This window comes from Prosthecobacter sp. (genome assembly GCF_044373815.1).
In the GTDB taxonomy this organism is placed as follows: Bacteria; Verrucomicrobiota; Verrucomicrobiia; order Verrucomicrobiales; family Verrucomicrobiaceae; genus Prosthecobacter.
In genome coordinates, this window is sequence record NZ_JBIPNG010000571.1 from 1 (window position 1) to 3,748 (window position 3,748).

A 3,748-nucleotide genomic window follows, 5' to 3' on the forward strand; every position below is an offset into this window, starting at 1 on the left:
GCAGAAGCAGCTCGGGGAGATGTATAAGGACTTCGATCGAATCGACTTCGACGAGAAGCCCGCACACAAGGTCAAGATCACGCAGCCTTTCCTCATGGGTGTCACCGAGGTCACGGTGGCGCAGTATCGGCAATTTGATCCTGCGTTCAAAACGAAGGACCCGACGTCGAAGCCTGCGGATGATGATGCGGCCAGTGGTGTGACGTGGGAGAAGGCGGTGGCGTTCTGCGAGTGGCTCTCGAAGAAGGAAGGCAAAACGTATCGCCTGCCGACTGAGGCGGAGTGGGAGTATGCGTGCCGTGCGGGAACGACGACGCTTTTCAACACGGGCGACACCTTGCCCGATGCTCACCAGAAGTGGTTTGGCGATGAGAATCTTCGCGTCGCCTATTTTCCGCCCGGGCCGATGCCACAGGAGTATGATTGGCGGAAGGCGGGAGAGAAAGCGATGGCCGGTTTGAAGTATGGCGAACTCGTCGGCGGTTCATGGACTCATGAAAACGCCAGACATGATGCGGCGGGTTCGTTACGCGTGGCGCAGAAGACGCCGAACGCCTGGGGCCTGCACGACATGCACGGCAACCTGGCCGAGTGGTGCAGGGACTGGTATGGGCCGTATGAAAGCGGTGCGCAGACAGACCCGCTCGGGCGTGTGGATGGCGACTTCCGCGTGTTCCGGGGTGGATTTCATTCCTCGCTCATCCGCTTCCTGCGCTCGGCGAACCGAGGCTCACGCGTGCCATACGATGCGTTTGATTGCATGGGGTTTCGCGTCGTGCAGGGTGAGCTTCCAAAAGGAACAATGCTACCCAAAGCACCGCCGCCGCTGAATGCGCAAAACGTGATCCAGACCGTGCCGCGCATCGTGCCGCAGGCCGCCAATGTGCCGTTCTTTGCGGGACCGAAGCTACTGGTGCATGTCGCGGATGATGCAGTCGGGCCGGTGTATTGCAGTGAGAACCATTGCATGACCATCACCGAATGCCCTAATGGTGACCTGCTTGCGGCATGGGTTTCGACTCCCGCCGAGACGGACCTCACCTGCTCGCACGCCGCGTCACGACTGCGCTTCGGTGCGAAGGAATGGGAACCCGCCTCGCCCTTTTATGATGCGGCCGAGGTGCTGGACGGAGCGCCGCAGCTCTGGTGGGACGGAGACAAGACTCTCTATCACATCGACGACGTGTATTATAAGTCCGGCTGTCAGAGCCTGCGCCATTCCACTGACAATGGAGCCACTTGGTCGAAGCCGGAGTTCTTCCGTTCCGCCGGAGACTACGCCAATCAGTTGATGCGCACCAAAGACGGCGTCCTGGCGATCCCGTATGACCTCTTTGAAGTCATGGTCAGCGAAGACGGTGGCAAGAGCTGGCAGCAGCACGGTCGCAGGATGCATGGCAGCGAGGATGTCAGGCCCGGCAACAGCGGATCATTCATCGCCGGCTACCATCCCACCATGGTGGAACTCGCCGACGGTCGCTGGATGGCCTTTTCACGGCTTGACCCCGCGCAAGAGCAGGCTCGTTTCGAGAACCGCACGCCCGTCAGCTATTCGAGTGATCGCGGCAAGACATGGCAGTGGGACATGAGCGAATTTCCTGTCGTGAGCAGCGCTCAAAAGAGCGTCCTGTTGCGACTGAAAGAAGGTCCACTGCTGTTCTGCTCGTTCACCGACCAATGGCGGAACTGGAGCACTCGCAATGGGCTGAACTTCAAATCCACCAGCGGCGACTACACCGGCTACGGCCTATTTGCTGCCGTGAGCTACGACGAAGGCAAGACCTGGCCCGACCGACGACTCATCACACTCGGTGGACCGGAGCGGAAGTGGATATCAAAGGAACGAACGCCCTTCCTCATCAGCGACACGCTCGCCGAACCCGTCAGCTACCTCACCGCCACACAGAGCCGTGATGGAAACATCCAGCTCGTCACCAGCCGCAACCACTACGTCTTCAATCTCGCGTGGGTCAAAGCCCCGGCACCCGCGCCGAAGAAGTGAAGCACCACACACTCATGAAACGCATCCACCTCTTCCTCATCCCTCTCACCCTTTCCGTTTCTTCGGTGTATTCTGTGGGCCAAACCGCCGAGCCGGTCACCAACTCCATCGGCATGAAACTCATGCCCATCCAGCCCGGCACGTTCATGATGGGCCAGGAGGGGCCGCAGACGGACTATGAAATGAAAAAACATCCCGAGGAGTCGGATCGGGCGGACTGGGATGAGAAGCCCGTGCACCAGGTGCATATCTCCAGGCCGTTCCACATCGGGGCCACCGAGGTGACGGTAGAGCAGTATCGGCAATTCGATCCGGAGTATCGCAAAGACAAGGGCTTGCCTGACGAGGCGGCCAACGGGATCAGTTGGCATAAAGCGGTCGAGTTCTGCCAATGGCTCTCGAAGAAGGAAGGCAAGACCTACCGCCTGCCGACCGAGGCGGAGTGGGAGTATTCCTGCCGCGCCGGGACGGCGACGGTCTTCCATACCGGAGACAAACTGCCGGATGGTTTTCTGCCGTGGTTTACGCGGTTTGGATATCCGAAATTGTTCCCCTGGAACTATTACTTTCCGGACGGTAAAGGAGCGCCGGAATACCTGCCTGTTGGTGCGGAGGGGGCGTCTTTGAAATTGGCGGGCGATGGATTTGTGATTCCCGAAAAGGGTGCGGTAGTGGCAAAGAGCAACCAGTCCTTGCTGCTGGTGGCACAGCGTGCGCCGAATGCCTGGGGCCTTTACGACATGCATGGCAACCTCTCCGAATGGTGCAGTGATTGGTATGGTCCCTACGAGGCCGGGGAGCGGACCGATCCGCGCGGTCGCAGCGGCGGGGACTTCCGTGTCTTCCGCGACGGGCCGCATTCGATGCTTTCAAGACTGGTGCGCAGCGCGAACCGCGGGGCATGGATTCCGGAATCCAGCGCGAGCATTTTCGGGTTCCGCGTGGTTTTGGGAGATGAGCCAACAGGAGAGTTGCTCGCAAAGGTGCCACCACCGAAGAACGCGCAGGATGTGAAGCAGGAAGTGGCCAAGATCGCGATGCCGCCGCAGGACGAGCCGTTTTTCAGCGGCCCGAAGCCCTTTGTCAAAATCCCGGAAGGATCTGCGGGCCCGCTATTCTCCGCGCACAACCATAGCCCGGGAATCACCGAATGTCCCAACGGGGACCTGCTTGCCGTTTGGTTCTCTACAGTCTTGGAAGGGGCCACGGAACTGTGCAATGTCGCCAGCCGGATGCGCTTCGGGCAAAGCGAGTGGGAGGAGGCTTCGCCCTTCTGGGACGGGCAAGATATCAACGACCACGCCCCCAAGCTGTGGTGGGATGGAGACCAAACCATCTACCATTTGGCCAATGGCCACTCGGAGAACATCGTCCGCACCTCCACCGACAATGGCGCCACTTGGTCAAAAGCCCAACCGATCTATCCGCAGGGGGAAACCGGCGCTGGAATGATCCGCACCCGGGAAGGAGCGCTCATCATCACACAGGATGTCGGGGTGTCGCTGCTCAAGAGCAGCGACAACGGCAAGAGCTGGACTTCGGTCGGCGCCCGCCACCCGAATGATGATGTTCGTCCGGGTGGCAAGGGAAGCCGGCACGCCGGGATTCATGCGCCGGTGCTGGAACTTGCCGATGGGAGGCTCATGACCATCGGCAGGCCACATCCTGCACAGGTCGCCGTGTTCGGCGGAAAGGCCTTGTTAAGTTTCAGCAGCGATCAGGGCGAGACTTGGACCTATGCAGCCA

The 3,748-nt window shown here is 60.1% G+C and carries 2 protein-coding genes; both read left to right on the top strand.

The features are described 5' to 3' along the window. Positions 1-2,002 (top strand): SUMF1/EgtB/PvdO family nonheme iron enzyme (locus ACIREA_RS28385; RefSeq protein WP_397385690.1); only part of this gene is annotated, 2,002 nt, incomplete at its 5' end. Positions 2,003-2,016: 14 nt separating this feature from the next. Then, on the top strand, positions 2,017-3,748 hold a 1,732-nt coding region (locus ACIREA_RS28390; RefSeq protein WP_397385691.1), incomplete at its 3' end, for an SUMF1/EgtB/PvdO family nonheme iron enzyme.